Origin of the sequence: Photorhabdus sp. RM323S (assembly GCF_042879375.1) — a bacterium.
Lineage (GTDB): Bacteria > Pseudomonadota > Gammaproteobacteria > Enterobacterales > Enterobacteriaceae > Photorhabdus > Photorhabdus tasmaniensis.
Map to the genome: position 1 here is coordinate 31,178 of NZ_JBHFKZ010000038.1, position 18,825 is coordinate 50,002.

Annotated in this window: 17 protein-coding genes; 9 read left to right on the top strand and 8 right to left on the bottom strand. The window is 48.5% G+C overall.

What is annotated here, in order from left to right; translation table 11 throughout:
• The first annotated feature begins 60 nt into the window (after positions 1-60).
• The 6 genes from fghA to ACGF7G_RS15290 all read left to right on the top strand — a co-directional run bounded on the left by fghA (position 61) and on the right by ACGF7G_RS15290 (position 7,189).
• Complete coding sequence (gene fghA / locus ACGF7G_RS15265) at positions 61-909, top strand: S-formylglutathione hydrolase (protein WP_387466582.1); 849 nt, start codon at positions 61-63, stop codon at positions 907-909.
• 323 nt (positions 910-1,232) lie between these two features.
• Positions 1,233-1,964: a DUF969 domain-containing protein gene (locus ACGF7G_RS15270; RefSeq protein ID WP_387466584.1), complete on the top strand. Its 732-nt coding sequence runs from the start codon at positions 1,233-1,235 to the stop codon at positions 1,962-1,964.
• Positions 1,964-2,980 carry a DUF979 domain-containing protein gene (locus tag ACGF7G_RS15275; protein WP_387466585.1) on the top strand — a complete coding sequence of 339 codons (1,017 nt, stop codon included), beginning with the start codon at positions 1,964-1,966 and terminating at the stop codon, positions 2,978-2,980. The genes ACGF7G_RS15270 and ACGF7G_RS15275 overlap by 1 nt, the downstream gene beginning before the upstream one ends.
• Positions 2,981-2,989: 9 nt before the next feature.
• Entirely contained in the window at positions 2,990-3,760 is a 771-nt protein-coding gene (locus ACGF7G_RS15280; RefSeq protein WP_387466587.1) for a LamB/YcsF family protein, read from the top strand.
• Between the two features lie 46 nt (positions 3,761-3,806).
• Positions 3,807-5,420, top strand: coding sequence for a 5-oxoprolinase/urea amidolyase family protein (locus ACGF7G_RS15285; protein ID WP_387466589.1), 1,614 nt, complete (start codon positions 3,807-3,809; stop codon positions 5,418-5,420).
• Positions 5,417-7,189: a biotin carboxylase N-terminal domain-containing protein gene (locus tag ACGF7G_RS15290; RefSeq protein ID WP_387466591.1), complete on the top strand. Its 1,773-nt coding sequence runs from the start codon at positions 5,417-5,419 to the stop codon at positions 7,187-7,189. The genes ACGF7G_RS15285 and ACGF7G_RS15290 overlap by 4 nt, the downstream gene beginning before the upstream one ends.
• Before the next feature lie 1,408 nt (positions 7,190-8,597).
• Here ACGF7G_RS15290 and ACGF7G_RS15295 read toward each other — a convergent pair.
• From ACGF7G_RS15295 to ACGF7G_RS15310, 4 genes are all read right to left on the bottom strand, one after another.
• Positions 8,598-9,044: a hypothetical protein gene (locus tag ACGF7G_RS15295; RefSeq protein WP_387466594.1), complete on the bottom strand. Its 447-nt coding sequence runs from the start codon at positions 9,042-9,044 to the stop codon at positions 8,598-8,600.
• Between the two features lie 2 nt (positions 9,045-9,046).
• Entirely contained in the window at positions 9,047-9,886 is an 840-nt protein-coding gene (locus ACGF7G_RS15300) for a polymorphic toxin type 25 domain-containing protein (protein WP_387466596.1), read from the bottom strand.
• 278 nt (positions 9,887-10,164) lie between these two features.
• A complete protein-coding gene (locus tag ACGF7G_RS15305) occupies positions 10,165-10,611 on the bottom strand; it encodes a hypothetical protein (RefSeq protein ID WP_387466598.1) in 447 nt (148 codons plus the stop codon).
• A gap of 2 nt (positions 10,612-10,613) precedes the next feature.
• Positions 10,614-11,423, bottom strand: coding sequence for a hypothetical protein (locus ACGF7G_RS15310; protein ID WP_387466600.1), 810 nt, complete (start codon positions 11,421-11,423; stop codon positions 10,614-10,616).
• Positions 11,424-11,806: 383 nt separating this feature from the next.
• Between ACGF7G_RS15310 and ACGF7G_RS15315 the strand changes: the two genes are divergently transcribed.
• Complete coding sequence (locus tag ACGF7G_RS15315; protein WP_166296487.1) at positions 11,807-11,995, top strand: hypothetical protein; 189 nt, start codon at positions 11,807-11,809, stop codon at positions 11,993-11,995.
• Positions 11,996-12,242: 247 nt separating this feature from the next.
• Here ACGF7G_RS15315 and xerC read toward each other — a convergent pair whose 3' ends face one another.
• On the bottom strand, positions 12,243-13,355 hold the full coding sequence (xerC, locus tag ACGF7G_RS15320; protein ID WP_133813333.1) for a site-specific tyrosine recombinase XerC: 1,113 nt from the start codon (positions 13,353-13,355) through the stop codon (positions 12,243-12,245).
• The gene (locus ACGF7G_RS15325; protein WP_387466603.1) at positions 13,342-16,464 is read right to left on the bottom strand and encodes a CHC2 zinc finger domain-containing protein; all 3,123 of its coding nucleotides are present in this window, start codon (positions 16,462-16,464) and stop codon (positions 13,342-13,344) included. The genes xerC and ACGF7G_RS15325 overlap by 14 nt, the downstream gene beginning before the upstream one ends.
• 132 nt (positions 16,465-16,596) lie before the next feature.
• Here ACGF7G_RS15325 and ACGF7G_RS15330 point away from each other — a divergent pair, with 132 nt between their 5' ends.
• Together ACGF7G_RS15330 and ACGF7G_RS15335 are read left to right on the top strand one after the other, a co-directional pair.
• Positions 16,597-16,959, top strand: coding sequence for a helix-turn-helix domain-containing protein (locus tag ACGF7G_RS15330; RefSeq protein ID WP_011147857.1), 363 nt, complete (start codon positions 16,597-16,599; stop codon positions 16,957-16,959).
• Positions 16,960-17,031: 72 nt separating this feature from the next.
• Positions 17,032-17,259, top strand: a complete 228-nt coding sequence (locus ACGF7G_RS15335) for a SymE family type I addiction module toxin (protein WP_133813335.1) — start codon at positions 17,032-17,034, stop codon at positions 17,257-17,259.
• A gap of 52 nt (positions 17,260-17,311) precedes the next feature.
• Here the strand turns inward: ACGF7G_RS15335 and ACGF7G_RS15340 are convergent, their stop codons facing one another.
• Both ACGF7G_RS15340 and ACGF7G_RS15345 read right to left on the bottom strand, forming a co-directional pair.
• On the bottom strand, positions 17,312-17,659 hold the full coding sequence (locus tag ACGF7G_RS15340) for an immunity 8 family protein (RefSeq protein ID WP_075489515.1): 348 nt from the start codon (positions 17,657-17,659) through the stop codon (positions 17,312-17,314).
• Positions 17,660-17,673: 14 nt separating this feature from the next.
• Positions 17,674-18,825: VENN motif pre-toxin domain-containing protein (locus ACGF7G_RS15345; protein WP_387466606.1), on the bottom strand; the 1,152-nt coding region annotated here is incomplete at its 5' end.

Here is an 18,825-nt window from a genome sequence, read left to right on the forward strand (position 1 = left end):
ACGATAGCCGGGTTTACCGTGAAATGAGTGAACCTGCAAGGTTCACAGAGAGGAAAAAGAATGGAAAGGATTGAACGCCACGCTTGTTTTGGGGGATGGCAGGATGTTTATCAGCACGAATCGGCCGTACTTGGCTGTGCCATGAATTTTGCTGTTTACCTTCCTCCTCAGGCTGAACATCAGAAATTACCGGTACTGTACTGGCTCTCAGGCTTAACCTGCAATGAGCAAAATTTCATCACTAAAGCGGGGGCTCAACGCTACGCTGCCGAACAGGGTATTATCCTTATCGCCCCAGATACCAGCCCTCGTGGTGAGAACGTTGCGGATGACAACGCTTATGATTTGGGTCAGGGTGCCGGTTTTTACCTCAACGCAACACAGGAACCCTGGGTGCCTCATTATCACATGTACGATTATGTGGTGTCAGAGCTACCGACACTGATCGAAGCACACTTCCCGGTAACAGCCGCCCGGGCCATTAGTGGTCACTCTATGGGCGGTCATGGTGCACTGATGATCGCGCTACGCAATCCAGATCGTTACCACAGCATATCAGCCTTTTCACCGATTGTTGCGCCCTCTCAGGTTCCTTGGGGAGAAAACGCTTTTCGCGCTTATCTGGGCGAAGTTCGTGACACATGGAAAACCTATGATGCAATCGAGCTGCTGACCAGTAGCACCAAGCCCTTGCATGTGTTAATTGATATCGGTACTGATGACCCGTTTCTTCAAGAACAACTACGCCCTGAGCTGCTGAAAAATGTGTGCGAAAGCACTGGGCATCCCTACACACTGAACCTGCGCACCGGCTATGATCATAGCTACTATTTTGTCGCTAGTTTTATCGGCGAGCATATCGCATATCATGCCAAGGCATTGAAGAGAACTTGTTCAAATAATCAATAAATCACATACGGCTCCCTTAATATTTTTATGATTAAGGGGTTCCCAAACCAATACACTGGTGGTTATTCAGTCAACCTAATTAGAACATAACGGCATTTACCGTCTATTTTAACCAGATAGACAATAAGAGAATAACCCATCTGAAACAATTTACATTAATCAAGACTGCACTTCTTACGCTTGTTCCCTTCGGAATGGCACTACTGGCAGACGCCGTACTACCGTTCCAAAGGTGGTGTTAGTCACGGTATAACTTCTCTACTACGCAAGAATGCAACCTATAACGACGTAACAGGTATTTTTATGTACAGGGGTAACACAACATGCAACAACAAATAGTGAATCTATGGCCGTTGATTGGCATCGCGGTCATTGTAGTCGGCTTTTTATTAAGATTTAACCCCGTATTAGCGGTGATTGTCGCTGGGATCATCACCGGGCTGGCGGCACATATGCCAATCACGAATATTTTGGAAAAGTTAGGTTCCGGCTTCCTGAATACCCGAAATCTGCCATTGATCTTACTGCTGCCACTGGCAACGATTGGCCTTTTGGAGCGACACGGTTTAAAAGAGCAAGCTCAGACCTGGATTAGGAATATCAAAACAGCCACCGCCGGACGTCTACTGATTGTTTATCTATTCATTCGTGAGGTAACTGCGGCACTTGGCCTGACCAGCTTGGGTGGACATCCGCAAATGGTGCGTCCATTGCTGGCACCAATGGTAGAAGGCGCAACGGAAAACCACCACCATGATCTGCCTGACGATGTACGCTATCGTCTGCGTGCCATGTCAGCAGCAACCGACAATGTTGGCCTTTTCTTCGGTGAGGATATCTTCGTCGCCTTTGGGGCAATCATCTTTATGCATAACTTCATGCTGGAGTCTGCCAGCATCCAAACTGAGCCACTGCACATCGCCATGTGGGGGATCCCTACCGCTATCTGTGCCTTCCTGATCCATGCTTTCCGTTTATCCCGCCTTGACCACCACATTGCTATCGAGCTGGCAGCCCTGAATGGCATGGACCAAACCAAAAGGAAGGCAAAGTAATGTTTCAGCAACAGTATCTTTACTGGCTGGCTGGCGTGATCCTGTTGGCCGTAGCAGTGATGTCTTGGCGTGATCACACCAACCCCCGTCGCCTGACCACCAGCTTGTTCTGGGCGCTATACGGAATCGTGTTTCTGGTTGGTGACTGGAGCTACCGTTTGATGGAGTTGTGGATAGGTAGCGAAGCTGAGGCGCAAAAAATGCTGAATATCAGTGTGGGGCTGATCGTCGTGTTGATGGCGCTGATAGCCGGTCTTGGTGGTGTGCGACTCGGCAACTATCATCAGCGCACACCTCAACAACGGCAGGAAAGTGCCTCTCGCCTGAGCCATCGTATCTTCTTTCCCGCACTGGCGATTCCGATTGTCACCGTGGTGGGAGTGCTATTATTTAACCATGTTCCTGGACTACAACAGGTCTTATTCGGTACCGGCAACCATTCCACGCTGGTGACACTGTTTTCCATGACAGTCGGTTGTTTAACTGGATATGGTATTGCGTTGAAAATGACATGTGAAAGCATCACTCAATCAACCCAAGAAGCACGTCGCCTGCTGGATGCTATCGGCTGGGCGTTTATCCTGCCACAGATATTAGCTACGTTGGGACTCTTATTTACCGTAGCGGGCGTAGGTACCGCCATTTCTCACCTGACTGAAAACTACCTGGCAGTTGATAACAGATTTATTGCTGTAACGACATACGTTATCGGCATGGCGTTACTGACAATGGTGATGGGCAACGCCTTTGCCGCGTTCCCGATTGTTACTGCGGGGATCGGTATTCCCATTCTGGTATTGCAACACGGCGGTAATCCGGCAGTGATGGCCGCCATCGGCATGTTCTCAGGCTATTGTGGTACCTTGATGACCCCAATGGCAGCAAATTTCAATATCGTTCCCGCCGCACTGCTGGAGCTGCCAAATCGCAATGCGGTCATTAAAGCACAAATCCCCACCGGAACGGCGCTGTTGATTACTAACGTTTTTTTACTCTATTTTTTGATGTTTTTATAAGGAGATCGCATGAAATTTATCGATTTAAACAGTGATCTTGGCGAAGGCTTTGGTCAGTGGAAAATGGGTGACGATAATGCCATGTTGAGCATTGTCACCAGTGCCAATGTGGCGTGTGGATTTCATGCCGGTGATCCGGCCGGGATCCTTCAAACCCTGAAAGCTGCCCATGAAAATCAGGTAGTTATTGGTGCCCATGTCTCCTATCCCGATCTTGTTGGATTTGGTCGCCGCAATATGGACATTTCCAGCAATGAACTGATCGCTGATGTTATTTACCAGATTGGTGCGCTGAGAGGTCTGGCAACAGCAGCAGGGACTACCGTGAGTTATGTTAAACCGCACGGCGCACTGTACAACACCATTGCCAACGATGAATACCAGGCACTTGCGGTTATTACAGCAATTCGTGAAGTGGATGACAACTTGGCGCTGGTTGGATTAGCCGGTTCAAAAATTTTGAATTTGGCGAGGGAAAAAGGCTTACGTACCGTTGCCGAAGCCTTTGCCGACAGAGCTTACATGCCACAAGGTACGCTGGTTTCCCGGCGGGAAAAAGGGGCGGTACTGCATGATACCAACGAGATCGCCCGACGCATGTTGCAATTGGTCACGGAAGGGGGCATTGATGCGATTGATGGCAGCTTTACACGCATTCAGGCGGACTCCATTTGTGTTCATGGTGACAGCCCCGGTGCGGTGGAAATGGCGCGTCAGGTGAAAATAACCCTGCAACAAGCCGGGATCACTGTACAGCCCTTTATTCAAACCAGTAAGTAATCAGCGCCGTTTTACCTATGCCGCTTATCATGCTCAGGAGTGCCTAGTGCGTTTTTTACCTGTTAATTTGAATGCCATTATTGTCGAACTTTGCAATCTGGATGAAACCCTGGCGTTATTTGATTCACTTAACGCCAGCCCAATTCCAGGCATAGAAGAAATTATTCCCGCGGCCAGAACACTTCTGATTCGATTTCGTCCCAATGTCGTTTCCGCAGTCAAACTTGCCAGGAAAATCAGTGGTCGCAACCTGAATACACGGAATAAAACAGCCGGGAAACTCGTTGAAATCCCAGTGCATTACAATGGTGAAGATCTGGTTGAAGTGGCTGAAATCCTTGGTATCACCACACAGGAAGTCATCAAACAACATACAGAAAGTGAATACACGGTTGCTTTTATCGGATTCGCCCCTGGATTTGCTTATTTAGTGGCAGACTCTGATCTTTTACGTGTTCCTCGCCGGATGACACCAAGAGCCCGCATCCCGGCGGGATCGGTAGGGCTGGCAGGAGAATTCAGTGGAATATACCCACAAGCCAGTCCGGGAGGATGGCAAATCATCGGCACCACACCAGAACGCATGTGGGATCTCTCGCGTTATCCCCCTTCTTTGTTGCAGCCGGGCTTTCGGGTGCGTTTCAAAGATAAAGGCAAAGGCGCAACAATAACCGTCACCCAACCCGAACATCCTGTTGTTCACACAGAAAGCGACACATCTTCACAAGTTGATAAACATTCATCACTGGAAATCTTATCAACCGGGATACAAACACTTTTTCAGGATTTAGGGCGTTCAGGGCAAGCGGGGTTAGGCATTTCCACTGCTGGCGCACTGGATAAAACAGCGTTGCGAAGTGCAAATCGTATCGTCGGTAATCCTTCGGATAACGCCTGTCTGGAAATTGCAGAAGGCGGATTAAGCTTCATCTCTCATGGCAACATCATTATCGCTGTCACCGGCGCTGACTGCCCAATCACGGTCCAAACGGCATCTGGCCGGAGGTTTCAGGTTGATGGTTACCAACCTGTTGATCTGAGTGATGGTGACAAAGTCATGCTGGGCACGCCCAAAGCGGGAGTTCGTGGTTATTTGGCCGTCCGTGGCGGTTTTGCCAACAAACCGATCCTTTCCAGCCTCTCTTACGACACGCTGGCGCACATTGGCCCCAAACCCATCGCTACAGGCGATATTCTGGCTATTCTTACTGTCACGCAGGGTTCCGCTGTATCAATGGACGAAAGCCCGGCTTTCAATATGCCTGCTACTGACGATATTGTCACACTGGATATTATTCTGGGGCCACGTACCGACTGGTTCACCGCAGAAGCGCTATCCCTGTTACAAAACCAGCTCTGGCAGGTTACCCCACAATCTAACCGGGTAGGTATTCGCCTGAATGGAGACACACCGTTATCGCGTTTTAACCATGAAGAATTACCTAGTGAAGGAACTTCCGCTGGTGCCATTCAAGTTCCCGCCAGTGGGCAACCGGTTCTGTTTTTGGCGGATCACCCTTTGACCGGCGGCTATCCCGTCATCGGTTCGGTTGCCAGCTACCATCTTGATCTTGCCGGACAAATTCCTGTCAATGCCCGTATCCACTTCAACCCAATCAGTGAATTTCACGAAATAGAAGGGAGCGATTGCGGCTCATGAATAATAAAGAAAATTCCATGAAAAAAGTGTTGATCGCCAACCGTGGTGAAATCGCCGTCCGTATCATCCGTGCCTGCCGGGATTATGGTTTACAATCCATTGCTGTTTACGCTGACTCAGACATCAATGCACAACATGTACAGTTAGCTGATGAGGCTTACGGTTTAGGCGGAAACCGCCCCGTTGACACTTATCTTAACATTTCCCGTCTGCTGGATATTGCCAAACGTTCAGGAGCAAACATAGTCCATCCCGGATATGGATTTCTGTCTGAACGAGCAGAATTTGCCCATGCTGTTATTGATGCCGGGTTGATCTGGATTGGTCCCGAACCAGAGACTATTGATATTCTGGGTGACAAAGTTAAAGCACGTAAAATCGCCCAACATGTAGGTGCACCACTGGTTTCAGGTACAGAAGAACCGGTGAAAAACGCAGAAGAAGCCCTGACGTTTGCTGAAAAATATGGTCTACCCATTGCAATCAAAGCGGCCTATGGCGGTGGTGGACGTGGCATGAAAGTTGCGTGGCGTCTGGATGAAGTAACCGAACTCTATAATTCAGCAGTTCGTGAAGCAACCGCCGCCTTTGGCCGTGGAGAATGTTTCATTGAACAATTTCTGGATAAACCTCGTCATATTGAAGCGCAAATCCTGGCGGATAAACATGGCAATGTCGTGGTACTTGGCACGCGTGATTGCTCACTACAAAGACGCAATCAAAAGCTGGTGGAAGAGGCACCTGCCCCATTTTTGACCGATAATCAGCGCCTGCGTATTCATCAGGCTGCACGGGATATCTGTGCAGAAGCGGGTTATACCGGGGCTGGTACGGTGGAATTTTTGCTCAGTACAGACGGAACTATTTCATTTCTGGAAGTGAATACTCGCTTGCAAGTCGAACATCCTGTCACAGAAGAAACAACCGGTATCGACATTGTGATAGAACAGTTCAGGATTGCTGAAGGTAAACCTTTATCATTAACAACAACCCCAATTCCATCAGGGCACTCCTTTGAATTTCGCATTAACGCGGAAGATGCTGGTAAAGGGTTTTTACCTACGCCGGGAGCTGTGACCGTATTTTCTCCGCCTTCCGGCCCTGGAATAAGATTAGATTCTGGGATTGTGGCGGGTTCCATCGTTCCCGCAACCTTCGATTCGCTGATGGCTAAATTGATCGTCACCGGAGCAACCCGCCAACAAGCTATTGCCAGAGCGCGGCGTGCATTACAGGAGTTCAACATTGAAGGCGTAGCATCAGTACTGCCTTTTCATCGGGCGGTGATGGAACATACCGATTTTATCTCTGATGATACATTCAAGGTTCATACACGTTGGATCGAAACTGACTTTATCAACGAAGTAAAAATATCGCCGCGTCAGGAAAATCACGCTCAAGAAAAGATAGCCCGCACTTTTATTGAGATTGATGGACGTAAACACGAACTGGGGCTACCTGCCGGATTATTGAAAGGACTTTCATTATCTGATCTTGGACAAAATGCGGTCACCCAGGATAAAGGCGATGAAACTGAGGAGATAATCACAGCGCCCCATCATGTATCGGCCCCTATCTCCGGCGTTTTACAATCCTGGTATGTGCAGACCGGTGATGAAGTTAAACAAGGTGATGTCATTGCTGTGATGGAAGCCATGAAGATGGAAACACTACTGACTGCACATCGTTCCGGGAAGATTGTTATTCATGCGAAGGAAAGCGTTTATCAACCGGCGGGAAGTGTGCTGGCGAGTATTAATGTTGATTAATAGCCAAATTCACATGATTCAATAAATCAAATTGTACGGAAAATTTCCGTACAATTTTTTAGCAGTATGGTCAGTTGCTGTAATGGGTAAAGCGATTAATTTGGCTGGATTTAATTCCCGAACAAGTGGTTAATTATCTCAAGAGGCATAAAGGGACTCGCACCTCCACGTCAGAAAAACACTTTCAAATTTTATTGGATTAGCGCGTTTTGTAAATTAATAACCAAGTAAAAAGTATTATTTAAAATATTTAATATTATTTTTCCACTCTTTACTGATTTAATGGGAGTGCTTTAACCAAAATAATAAACTCAATTCAATTTTAACATTTAATGAACTTACTCCTTTATTTAAATGTATTTTAAATAAATATGGAAAAGTGAGGCATGTTTTCGCATTATCGAAAATTTCAGATAGCGTGTTGTGAGTTGATTGGTTTTCTCTAATGCTTAATAACGCCTTATTGCCGCAACTTGAAAGATAAAGGGGATAAATTGATTTTAGCGTTAAATCACCATAAGGTACAAAAAGAGGCCAGATTTAAATCAAATCGTAGAAAACCCGCGCTATTGATGGATTAAAGTCGTGTAAAGCAAGTTTAAACCAGTGTATTTAAGGTATCGCGGTTTTACATAATAAACATCAGGACGAGATCCGCACTTTAGAAACGAAACCATATCGGGATAAATTATAAAAAAGTAAAATTCCATTTTAAGTTTTATGATGAGTAGGATTTAAATGGTTATTAAAAATCACTGTTTTAACATAGAGTTTTAATCAGTATAGCGTTTTAACGGTTTTTACCTCTTTTACCGGCAATCCTGAGCAGTTTTAATAAATCACCGCTCTTTATGTTTTTTAGGATAATCACCTATTTTTTTTAGAGCTTAAATCCTGCCAGATTAACCGTTTTATCCATTGTTTTATTGCGTTATTTTTTATTTTTTTTCTCCGTAAAATAACGACGAGAAAACGCTTAAATACCAGGCTATTAGAATGATATTATTTTACGTGCTGATTTATTTTCAACTCGCCATTAATATTTAATGACTTCGATTAAGTGTCATTAAATATCCTTCTGGAAAGTTAAATTTATTGAGTTAACTCTGTCTTTTATATAAAATCTTTAATATCTCCGTATAAGCGATTTTAAATTATTATGGCAGATTCAGGGCGGGGATTGATTTAAGATTGAATTTTTTAGTCGAATTTTCCTTATCAATAATTTAATCTTACTCATGATGAAAAGTATCGAGTTATTTTCCGATGGCGTTTTGTTTTCATTATTTAATATATTGAAAAAATAGAGATTTACCTGCGTTTAACATGGCGGTAGCCAGACTGGGTGCAGACTGACCGTAATCCGCCATTCCTTTGGGTAAGCTCAGTGCATTATTGTCAGTAACAATTACGTAGAAAAAAACAGATAAAGCCAAACAATATAAAATAATCTAGATAACCATAATAACGTATTTTGAAGACTTATTTCCATTTCAAAAACAAACTCTTTTATGAATTCAATGTTATTTCTATGTGCAAATTTTCTTTTTGATAAAAATCTGCAATGAATAAAAAAAATAAGAATTGAAAATATTCCAAAAAAATAGCCAGCAAAAGAAATCAAGTTTCCATTTCTAATAAATTCAAACCAAATTCCAGATATATAAATAATAGACAACATCATCATGGAAAAATTAGAAAGTTTATTTTTATTAAAAAAACAAAAATCAAAAAAGAGCAATGGAGATTTTACACTTCTTAGTGAAACTTTTTTGCTCAAGCCAAAATAGATGAAACAGGCAAGAAACCCCAACAGACTCAAGACTATCAAAATAAACGGAATATATACAATCATGCTCATTTATCCTTAAACTCATGTTTATATATTTCAGTGCCAACTTTGCCATTCATGTCTGTTTCACCTAATGGAGTTTCCCTTGAAATACCACCCCAACCAATCGAAGGCCCTACACCAAGTGATACACCTATTCCATCTTTTCCTGCTGATATTCCAAATGAACCATAGCCAAAACCTAGATCAAAAGAATAGTCTTTATCTTGAGATCCTAACAAACCTGGGAAATAAGGGCCAAATTCTATTCCGACAGTTGCTCCACCATGAGCACCAATAGCTGTTGTCATCCCACCATTAATTGCAAATTTATTTGGATCCAATGCTGCTTCAGCAAACCCTGCTGGACCTATTCCTGCTGTAACCTCACCTTTTACATGTGGTCTAACTTTATAAGTAACACCCCATGATGGCCCCTGATGAGAGTATTTTATAGCTTTGTTTATTTCTTCTACTGTTTTCCCTTTACCTTGTAGATCAAAGGACAATGATGCATCTGAACTGATCGAATTGGCTATCTGCCCCCAAAAGGTTCCTGGACCATAACCAAGAGCATTATTGTCAGTCGCATTCTTCCCAGCCTGGGCCCCGGTGAGGGCACTTGCACTGGAATCACCCGCTATCTCAGCAACCTGAATACCTGCATTATTCAGGCAGATTGTTGGAGCGGCTTTACACCCTTCCAGCGCTGCTCGTGCCATAGCAGCGATTTCAGGCGTGGCGGCTACAATCTGGGCACTCCCGGCTACTGCCATTCCTCCCGCAGAGACAATCAGATTGCCATCAGCTATACCTTTAGCGATATTGGCTTTGCAAGTCGTATCACAGTCTGGTGTTTTAGCCATCCAGAACCCAAGATCTGAGCCTGCCGCTGCACCTAGGGAATTATTATCGACAACAACTTTCTCTGTCGTGAAGTCTGACGCCGAATCCAGTTTTTTTATAATTATATCATTCAGTTACAATCAGTTTTGCCCTATGTGATTTAGTACCTTGCCTACAATGCCCCGACGCGACTTTTTAGCCAGTAAGCCACTTTTCTCAAACATAATGAACTGCCCCTTTTAAAGGTTGGGTGATTGTCTAACATTTGGGGGGGCAGTTCATAAATCTGGGATCTTTATTAGTGTAGTATATGGGTGAAAAAATCATCAATATCAATCAAGTATCGCCATTCTCCCTTATTTGTATATAAGGATAATTCATAATTTTCACCTGATTTTCCAATATATATTTCAGGGAAATTAACACCTCGTGCAGCGAATTTAAAACAATGGCTTGCTCGATACTCGAACATCATATCTATAAGACTTTCATTATCCACATCTATTTTTTCGTAAAATTCATGTATGTAATAAGCAATAGAGTCAATACTACAATTATGATCAGGCAGATCAACATAGCGGATATTAGATTCATTATCTTTCATCCATAAAATAAACTCAGACACATTGACTTTCCCATGAAAAATAGAAAATTTTTCTTTATCTTTATATAAAATAAGCTTAATAAGCTTGCCTTCATCATATGATGATATTTCATCTAACAATACAATTCTTAATTTATACATCATCATTTTCCTTTAATCATTTTATTATACTCAGATTTACTGATATCACCTCTAGAGAGAAATTCTCGTAGTACTTTCGGAGGGGCTTCGTTGCCAGGTATTGGATAACCATGCCAACCACCGGCATTGTCTGGCTGAAACTCATATAATTTTCCGTCAGCTATACCATAACGTTGCTTTCCACCTTGAATAGAATTATTCAAAACTTCTTGGGCTTTTGAATTAGTTAAGTCCATTGGTGTACCCCAACCTCCAGGAGCATGTTTAGGGCTAGGGACGTATTCATTACTATCAGATAAATAGATTAGCTCATCTTTCGTTGGCCCATCAGGAATTGGGGTCGCCGTCGTATTACCACCTACATCCGGCTTACCTTCCGTATTGCCGGTATGATTTGGTGCAATGCCAGACCGATTTTCCTCATTGCCTGTATGGTTCGGTATACTACCCGGCTTTAACTGCTGGTTTCCACCGGTATGATTAGGGTATTTCCTTATATCACCGGATTGATCACCGCCGGTATGTGTTGGCAGGTCAGTTGGATTAGCAACTTGAGTATATTTATCCTGAAGTGTATTTAGGTAACTCTCTGTAATTGCATCATTTCCCATCATCTGAAGCATAATCAGATGGTCTAAGTCTTCTGAAGAAATCTTATCAGCGATTTCCTTCGCTACCACTCCGGTTATACCCGCCTTAACGCCTATCTCCAGGACTTTCTCTGCCACTTTAGTTCGGCACGGAGCAGCTATTGCACAACCTTCCGTTATTAGTTTACCAAAGAAATTATTGTCCGCAACAACGCATTCCATTGCGACGTTGATTACCGAACGCCGATTTTCCTAATGCCCTCAGTCAGTTACAACCCGTTTTTTTCAATGTCCGTTCACCGCCGACCCCAAAACCCCCTGACGCGCTTTTCGCCCCTGAACGCCGGTTTTTCCTGCCGTACTCGGGTCAGTGTAGCGCCTTTTTCGGCAACGGGCGAACGTCGCCCAACTCGCTTGGGCGGCGGGCGGCCGTTCTGCGGGCGCGGGCGGCATAGAGCCCGCAAGCGGCGCCCCTGCGACGCTCTGAGGCACTGTGGCTTCGGCTTGCATATGACCTTGCATGACCACGCGATTTTGTTCGGGGAAGCCCCTGGGGGCTGCACGGGGCACAGCCAGTGCAGCAGGGTTGGGGCGGGGGGAAGTCAATGAGCGGAGGCCGCAGGCCGACCTGCCTTCAGGGGTGTTGGCCCAACGGTTGCAGGGCAGCTAAAGAAGCACTCAGGGTTGCCGATGTCCGGCTCAGTCGGTTAGAGCATAAGGCGCAGCCTTGTGCGCCACTCCCCGCAATGCCGACCCGCGGGGGCGCAAGACATAATGCCAATTATACGCATTAAGCCGCTCATCAATGCTCAGGCGATTGCCCGGGCTCACCGGCGCAGTGCGTATAATTCCCCCGCATTATGTTAAATAGGCGTTGGGCGGCCTGTACCGGCTCAACGGGGACGCCAGCGGTTGGGCCGCCTGACGACTATTTACCCCCGCGTGCGCCGATGCCGACGGGCAGTCCGGCCACGGTCTGCCCCCACACCGAACCCGCCTAACTTAACGGGGGCGGGCGGACGGTCAGCGGCTATCGGGGTTTCAGGTCGGTGTCGGGCTGTCCGGCGGCGTGTCCGTGTCGGTGTTGTCTTCGGCGTACAGGTCGGCCAGTAAACCCACCTCATCGGCGTCGCTGACTGTTTCGTCGGCCATTTGCTCCGCCGGATGCGTGCTGGCGTGTACCGCCTGCAAGGCCCGGATAGAGACCTGCGTATACACCTGGGTGGATTCCACGCTGGCATGGCCTAACATCGCCTGTATCCAGCGCAGGTCCGCCCCGTTCTCCAGCATCTGCGTCGCCATCGCGTGCCGGAACAGGTGGCAGGCACCTTTTTTCTTGATACCCACCGCGTTGATATACGCTGTCACCAGATTGCTGATACCGTTGGCCTGTAAGCCATCCAGCCCGTCCATCGCGACGAATAATGCCCTGACGTCAGGATTGACGATAAGTTGTGGCCGCACCTGTTGCTGATAACGCTGTAGCCAGCTTAAGGCGCGTTCACCGAGGGGCAACACCCGGTCTTTATTGCCCTTGCCCTGCCGGATGGTCACCGTTTTGCGTTTGCCGTCAACGCTGTACACATCCAGCCGGGTTAATTCTCCCCGGCGCATCCCGGTTGACCAGAGCAGCTCCATCAATGCCCGGTCACGTACCCCCTGCAACGTCGTCAGGTCAGGCTGCGCCAGTATCTGTTCGGTTTCATCAATGGTCAGAATATAGCGTGGCAGATGCTTTTCCAGTCTGGGGAGTTCAAGGTCCGCCGCCGGGTTCGCCAGTATCAGGTTCTGTTTCGTCAGCCATTTGAACCAGACCTTCAATGGCTCCAGTTGGGTACGTTGCGTCCGGGTGCTTAACGGTTCACCGTTGGTCTTGCGGTACTGATACAGATAACGCTGGTAACGTTCCAGTATTGGCCGGGTGATATCCGCTGCGTAGTATAAGCCGCGCTCGGTTGCCCACAGGATAAAGTGGTAAGTATGGTGTGTCTGTACTTTCAGCGTGCTTTCTGACCAGTTCCGTTCCTGCCGCCACACCACAAAGCGCAGCAACAACGCATACAGACTCTTGGGGTCGTGCGCCGGGCCGACAGGTTTGCGGTACACTTCATCCACTGTCAGCAGGCTTCCCCTGCGGGGTTTACGGTTTGCCATGATTGACCTCCGTTTTGGATTGGGGATGGGCGGCTGAGGCAGCGGGCGGCGGGGCTATTTTATTTTTGCCTCTGATTATTGCGTTTTCATCCGCCCGGACTGGTGCCCCTGTTTTCCCTTGTGCTGTCTGGGCTGACGCGGGTTTTTCTTCCCCAGGCTTAGACCAGACTTGCCCCAGACTTGAGGCAGACTGACTGCTTTCCCGGTCAGACTTTCGTGCATTTAAGTCAGACTTGTGTTCACTGCCTGCCGTTTCTGAGTCCGGTTCTCCGACATCCAGCAGGCCGCACAGGTGCGCCGCGCCGTTGTCTTCCCCGTCCCACAGCAGTTCATAATGCAGCAGGTGCCCCCGGCTGCCGCCATGCGACAGCAGGTATTCCATTTCCGTCAGCCGTTGACAGTGGTTTTTGAGCTGGCTGTCGCTCCAGTGGGTAAAGGCGCGGATATCCCGCCGGGTAAAGCGCACTTCATTCGGCTGGCAGTGCTGGATTTGGGCCTGTTCGTTCACCATCGCCTGTATCAGCAGTAACAGCTTACGCGTCTGCGGCGGCATTTCATCCAGCGTGCGCCCCAGCACGTCATGCGCCAGCTGGTTAGCCAGGGCAATGTCGTCTTGGGTGACTTCGATATATTCAATCACCTGCCCGCGATGGGTGGTTTTCTTCACTTCACGTTGATACTGGTGCAGCAACGCAATGGCCTGTATCAGGGTGAGGTATTTCATATGGTCGCGCCGCATCCGGGTTTTGTCTGACAGGAACGTCAGTTTATGGGCGTAAGGATTGACTACTTTCAGCGGCCTTAACAGGCGCTGGGCGTTCTGGTGTAACTGCGTCAGATAGCTTTTCTCCGAGTCAGCCAGCAACCCTTCCAGTGTCTGACGGTGCCGTTGCATGGCGTGGATGGCCTGCGTCTGCTCGCGCGATTCGTTGACCGTCAGCACCAGACAGCGGTTCAGCAGTTCTTCATCCACATCAATGGCCGTCGTCGTTAACATCAGCATCACCGGGCCCTGTACCCTGTATTCCCGCGTCACCAGTTCGCCGCTCTGTTCGTTCTTGCCGGTGCTGGCGATTTTCAGCTCGCCGTCGGACTGCAACAGTTTCAGGGCATAGGCCGCCTGCCGCACGCCTTCTTCCTCGGCTATCGCCAGTATTTTGTGTTGCAGGCTGGTTTCTCCCAGATAGTAGAGGCTCTGCCCGGTCATTGCCGAGTACTGGATACGCTCCTCTTCCGGCATCAGGTTCAGCACCGCCTCCATCAGGGAAGATTTCCCTGCCGCCGAGCTGCTTTGTATCAGCACGGCCAGCGGTTTATCGAGTTTGCGCGAGACCGCCGCCAGATACCCGGTCAGCAGATTGGTGGATTCGCCGACCACGCCACAGGCGGCCATGTCGTTGATAATCTGTTCTGTTAAGTTCGGCGATTTCAGCAATGCCAGCGCGGCGGCTTCGTCTTCCGCGCTGACCGTGACTGCCGTTGTCCCTGAGGCTTCGACGTCGGCCTGCTGTTGCGCATCCTGTTGCTGCTCCAGCATCAGCAAGACCCGCCCGGCTTCGCGTTTGATGACCGACAGCTCGCATTCCAGCTCTTGCGCCGCCGTGCTGATGTAGTTCTGACGATGCCGCGCATGATACATGTCCAGCGTATCCACATGGAACAGGCCGGAAGTTTCATCCCGCACCTGCACATTGACTTTCATCACATCAGGCACTGGGGATTTTTTCATCCCCCGTATCCGCCAGACCCGGGGGCCGCTTTTCATCAACAGTTCACCGCAGGCCGTGCGCTCACAGGGCACCGGCGCAACGGTCAGCTCTGGCGGGGCGGCTAAAGAAGAAGATTCAGCCACACCGGCACTTTGGGGCTTTTCCGTCATATCTGACGAGACGGGCCGCTCATGGCTGAACACCGCACCCGGTGCCGTTCCCTGTCCCAGCCAGACCGCCTGTTGCAGGGCCAGCCCCAGCGCATGTTCGGCGTTGCCACTTTTGACAGCATAATCATTGGCATCCATGCCCGGCGGGAACTGCACCCGCCATGCCTCGATACCGGCTTCCAATAAGTCAGCGGCCACACTGGCCGCGCCACGGTCTCCGGCCTCGTCCCGGTCAAAGGCAATCAGCACTCGTTTCACGCCGTGATACTGCAAGGCTGCGAGGTGCTCACGGTTAAACCCGTTCACCCCGAACGCGGCGATCACGTTACGGAACCCGGCACACCAGAACGTCATGGCATCGATCAGCGCTTCGCACAGGATAATTTCATTTGACGCCTGCATCGTTGATTCATTCCAGACCCCGGCCAGGGGTGAGGACAGGTACAGATGCTTTGGGCTGTCTTTCAGGACTTTGTAATCCGGCTGGGTTCGGCGGCCATACAGTTGCAGCACCCGCCCGCGGCTGGCTACACTGGCCGATTCAGCCCAGCCGATTATTGGCACCACGACGCAGCCCCGGAAGTGGTCCTGCCGGGTGGTCGTACGCAACACGCCCAGCCCCGACAGCTTGCCGCGCAACTGCTGACCTTCCTGACTGTCTTTGGACGGCAACAATCCCGCCGAACCACTGATACCGTGATGACCCGCATACCCCAGCTTAAAGTGGCTGACCAGTTCAGGATGATGCAGCCCGCGTTTTTCCAGCCAGGCTTTGGCTTCCGGTGACGCCAGTAAGTTCTGATGATAAAAATCAATCACCTGATGCAACAGCGCCTGTCCGTCATCGTCCAGGTCGGCCAGTTTCGGGCGCGGCAGGGGAGCAGACTGTGATCCCGGCTGGGCGGCTAACGAAGAGGCGGCCACCACCGTATTGTCCATATCCGGCAGCCCGGCCAGCTCCCGCAGCCGGCGGATAGCGATTTTCAGCGTCACGCCTTCCGTTTGTATCACCCAGTCCAGTACCGACCCCGCCGCGCCACAGCCAAAGCAGTGATACAGGTTCTTAGCAGGCGATATCACCATTGAGGGCGTTTTCTCGTGATGGAACGGACAGCGCAGCACATAATCCTCACCGCGTTTTTTCATCGGACGGCCTTGCTTACGCGCCAGTCCCAGCAACGAGACGGTTTGCTTTAAGCGGGCTAAATCGGTATCGGGAACGCGGGTCATCAATGACCTCCTGTAAAAACCTGTCAAGATGCTATATTGATATTTAAAACATATCTGATAAGATATCTAAAAACAAGCTTTTTAAAAGGGGGATATATAGTGATATCAAGTTCAACAACCTGGTTTCTCGATATGCAGTTCCCTGAACGGCTTACCACATTACGCAAGGAACGCGGGCTCACTCAGCAGGCGCTGGCTGATATGGCTGGTGTGGCAGTTTTACAGATCCGGCGTTATGAGGGAGGCTCAGCACAACCTACCTTAGAGGTAATACGTCGCTTGGCTATTTCGCTCGGTGTCAGTGCGGATATGCTGGTTTTTGATGAACAGGAGCGCGGTCCCAGTGAGCGGCTGCGCTATCAATTTGAGGCAATTTCTCGTATGCCACAGTATGAGCAGGAGGTTATTAAGGAGTTGCTGGATGCAATGATCATAAAAACTCAAATTGCCGGCACAATGGCCTGTATTTCAACAACAGCGAAGGAAGAGAGTTAACATAGCACGGCGCTGAAGTGCGGGAACACTTCAACGCCGCTAACCATCACCAACTATCAGAGGTAGTTCATCATGGCTAAATGCGATTCTAAAGCAAAAACCATTACAACTAAAGGGCAGGCTGTAAAGCCACGGCATTACACCGTGGGCTACCGGCCTAACCAGGGCAAGCCCAATCCGTATCCGCAGCTCACCATTAAGGGACGTTGGTTAGCTGCGTTGGGTTTTACCACAGGGAAGCCGATCACTATTACCAGCGAAGCCGGGCAGTTAATCATTCAACTGGCTGAGAATGACTGACAGCTAAAGGAAGAGTCCAGTTCTTTAGCTGGACTCCTTGGATAACAGCAGGTTAAGGTTGATAATCCTCATATTCCCAGGCAAAGACACGGGAAAGCTTTTGGGCTATCTCCATCCAGTCATTACCTTCACACTGTTCAATATAATCCGTGATGATCTTTTTAATTTCATCCAAATTATACTCACGTACCAGAAGCGTATGACGTATCAATTCCGGTTGCCAATGATGATTACACAGCCATTCAGGTGTACAGATAAAAAGATCAAAATATTCACTCCCACTTTCCAACTCTGGCCCGATTAATAGGGATAAGGTTATATTAATAGTTCCGTCATCTTCACCGGAGTACATGACTGGATCTTTATGCATACAATCTATGCCTTTTAGTACTGCTTTCACTAATGCATCCTCTTTTAATCCAGAATATTTAAATGACCGTTTCCAGTCTTATTTATTTTTCCTTTAGAATCAATTGAATATGTTTCGAAATTGGCTTGCACACCAGTAGTAGCATGGGCACTATTAGGTTTCTCTGATGGTGGTCTATAACCTCTTGTACCATCCGCACTAACCCAGCCATTTCCAGTAGTCTTCTTGGCTCCATCTCCTACCCAGATTTTGCCTAATCTATCCGCTTCTGCTCGAGTTCCTGCCCCAATGCCATAATTGAGCTTACCATTATCACCTTTAACTACAGCCGCCAACTTTGGGTCTTGCGAAGCAATATGGCTAAGGTTTCGTTGCACTAAGTCTTCTTTTAACTTCGGATAAGTTGCCGCATTTTCCGCGCCACTTGTGTTTTTCCCTGCTGACTCAGGCTGAGCACCTTTGCCAGCATTATTTTGCGATGATTTTGGTGACGACTTCGGCCCTTTGGCTCCCTCTATCACAATAGGCAGCGTCATCGCCATTGCCGCAGCAGTTTCCTGACTCATGCCCATTGCTTCAAAGCGTTTTGTCCAGCCGAGTTCACCGACCTTGCCGGTTGCCGCCTGACCCAACGTATTCACCGCCGACAGATAATTTCTGAACTCAACCGGCAATGTGCCGTCCCGGTCCATATTTTTGAGGGTGCGTTCAAACACCGGCCACTGATCAACCAGATAACCATACTTCTGCGGACACTGGTTCGGGTTGCTGTTGCAGAAGTTCATCATTTCCTGCTGATTACGGATATTGGTCTCCACCATATCCTTGATCACTTGTTTGCAGCTTTCGCCTTCACAGGTGCGGGCTTGGTGCGCAAAACTGTCCAGCTCATTCACGCTCAAAAAGTTATTCTCCACTGCATTCTTCCCAGCCTGGGCCCCGGTGAGGGCACTTGCACTGGAATCACCCGCTATCCCACCTGCCAGCCCTGCCGCCAGGGTAGAAAGGGTGCTGATAGTTTGCTTCTGCTCCTCCGTCAACTCACTGACTTTCGCTTCTTTGCCGTAAAGCTGCTTTATCAGTACCTGCGCCGCCAGCTCTCCCGAAGCCGCACCGGCTGCACCCGACAGAGCATTATTACCGCTTACCTCCGCCGCCACCGCACCTAAAATCGCATGGGCCAGCGTATTGGTCGC

What these genes read in the sequence shown, in the direction of transcription:
- ACGF7G_RS15280 (WP_387466587.1), top strand. Translation starts at nt 2,990, where the DNA reads ATGAAATTTATCGATTTAAACAGTGATCTTGGCGAAGGCTTTGGTCAG.
- fghA (WP_387466582.1), top strand. Translation starts at nt 61, where the DNA reads ATGGAAAGGATTGAACGCCACGCTTGTTTTGGGGGATGGCAGGATGTT.
- ACGF7G_RS15270 (WP_387466584.1), top strand. Translation starts at nt 1,233, where the DNA reads ATGCAACAACAAATAGTGAATCTATGGCCGTTGATTGGCATCGCGGTC.
- ACGF7G_RS15305 (WP_387466598.1), bottom strand. Translation starts at nt 10,611, where the DNA reads ATGTATAAATTAAGAATTGTATTGTTAGATGAAATATCATCATATGAT.
- ACGF7G_RS15315 (WP_166296487.1), top strand. Translation starts at nt 11,807, where the DNA reads ATGAGCGGAGGCCGCAGGCCGACCTGCCTTCAGGGGTGTTGGCCCAAC.
- ACGF7G_RS15290 (WP_387466591.1), top strand. Translation starts at nt 5,417, where the DNA reads ATGAATAATAAAGAAAATTCCATGAAAAAAGTGTTGATCGCCAACCGT.
- ACGF7G_RS15330 (WP_011147857.1), top strand. Translation starts at nt 16,597, where the DNA reads ATGCAGTTCCCTGAACGGCTTACCACATTACGCAAGGAACGCGGGCTC.
- ACGF7G_RS15275 (WP_387466585.1), top strand. Translation starts at nt 1,964, where the DNA reads ATGTTTCAGCAACAGTATCTTTACTGGCTGGCTGGCGTGATCCTGTTG.
- ACGF7G_RS15335 (WP_133813335.1), top strand. Translation starts at nt 17,032, where the DNA reads ATGGCTAAATGCGATTCTAAAGCAAAAACCATTACAACTAAAGGGCAG.
- xerC (WP_133813333.1), bottom strand. Translation starts at nt 13,355, where the DNA reads ATGGCAAACCGTAAACCCCGCAGGGGAAGCCTGCTGACAGTGGATGAA.
- ACGF7G_RS15325 (WP_387466603.1), bottom strand. Translation starts at nt 16,464, where the DNA reads ATGACCCGCGTTCCCGATACCGATTTAGCCCGCTTAAAGCAAACCGTC.
- ACGF7G_RS15300 (WP_387466596.1), bottom strand. Translation starts at nt 9,886, where the DNA reads ATGGCTAAAACACCAGACTGTGATACGACTTGCAAAGCCAATATCGCT.
- ACGF7G_RS15295 (WP_387466594.1), bottom strand. Translation starts at nt 9,044, where the DNA reads ATGATTGTATATATTCCGTTTATTTTGATAGTCTTGAGTCTGTTGGGG.
- ACGF7G_RS15310 (WP_387466600.1), bottom strand. Translation starts at nt 11,423, where the DNA reads ATGGAATGCGTTGTTGCGGACAATAATTTCTTTGGTAAACTAATAACG.